Origin of the sequence: Streptococcus mitis (assembly GCF_002096925.1) — a bacterium.
GTDB classification, from domain to species: domain Bacteria; phylum Bacillota; class Bacilli; order Lactobacillales; family Streptococcaceae; genus Streptococcus; species Streptococcus mitis_AF.
Genome location: NZ_NCVN01000055.1, coordinates 1 through 1,508 on the forward strand (window position 1 = coordinate 1; position 1,508 = coordinate 1,508).

Here is a 1,508-nt window from a genome sequence, read left to right on the forward strand (position 1 = left end):
GATAGCCTAGGACGTTATGATCTTCAGATCCCATCTGGTACAAAACTTCCTGCAAATAGTTATTTGGGAATGAAACTGGACCGAATCCATCAAGTCAAGAGCATCCAGCTCCAAGGCCAGGCCAACCCAGCCCTAAGTCTAGAGTATTCTGCAAATGCTCAAGAATGGACCTCAGCTAGTCAATTGACTGATAGATCTGTAGCAACTCACTTGGTACGTTATGTTCGTCTTGTTAATAAAACAAATCAAGAACAAGACCTGCCATCAACTTCTCTCCTTGTAACTACCAAAGAAGTCCAACCAACAACACTAGAATCAACAACTATGGGTATTCATCCAACATACGGAAGCAATGATGTCCGTAAGATAAATAACCTTGATCAATTGTTTGACGGTGTTTACAACAATTTTGTTGAGTTTTCTGACTATGCTCATAAAGATGGCCATGTAACCTTAAAATTTGGTAGCGAGCGTACCATCAAGAAAATTCGAGCTTATATCCAAGACGGAACTCAAAACTATCTTCGTGATGGTAAAATCCAAGTCAGTCAAGACGGTAAAACGTGGACAGATGTCGTTACTGTTGGTGATGGTGTAGCCAATAGCCAACAAGATGATTCGCTTACTGATGGTTGGACGCATGACTCTAAGATGCCAGGTAACCGTTACATTGAAGGTGAGCTTGCAACTCCAGTTAAGGCTAATTATCTCCGTGTCCTCTACACTGCTGATTACGATGCTCGTTTTGTAGGATTTACAGAATTAGTCATTAATGATGGCGAATTTGTCAAACCAATCAATGATCCAACAGTAGAAGGAAAAGGTGGCGAAAGTCGTGGTAACTTCTATACAAACCTCGTTGATGGAAAAGTGTTGACCAGCTACAAAGCAGAACAAGATAAGGGAGAAATGGTTTATCACTTGTCTGAACCAACCAATGCTAACCATCTTCGTCTCGTTTCAAGTCTTCCAGAAGGTGCTAAGGCACGTGTTCAGGCTAGAACACTTAAGGATGGACAAGAAAGTTGGACAGATCTTGGCGCAATTTCTTCAAGTCTCCAAACATTTGCAATTCGAAATGGTGGTTCACTTCTAGATGTTAAACTTGTCTGGGAAGGTGGTAAGGCTGAGTTTTATGAGTTAGCTAGCTTCTATCAAGAATTAACAGAAGAACCTGTTCAATCAAGTAAAGGTGAAGATCCAGCACCAGTTCTTGATGTTCCTGAGTTTACTGGAGGAGTCAATGCAGTAGAAGCATTGGTACATGAGCTTCCAGCCTACACAGGCCCAGTATCAACCGTAGGCGGTCAAGCTGCACCGACAGTAGAAAAACCAGAGTTTAAACTAAGTTCGTTAGAAAAAACTCAGACTCTAGAAGCACTAGTTCAAGTTGCCAAGGAAGACAAGAGATTGCCAGAAACTGGTGAGAAACAGTCAGAAACAGCTATTTTCTTGGCAAGTGTTAGCCTAGCCCTATCCGCTATCTTTGTAGCAAAAAGTAAAAAAGA

1 protein-coding gene is annotated in these 1,508 nt (G+C 41.5%); it reads left to right on the forward strand.

What is annotated here, in order from left to right; all coding sequences use genetic code 11:
* Window positions 1–1,508, forward strand: a 1,508-nt coding sequence (locus tag B7692_RS07505) for an SIALI-17 repeat-containing surface protein (protein ID WP_142360051.1), incomplete at both ends; no start/stop codon positions are given.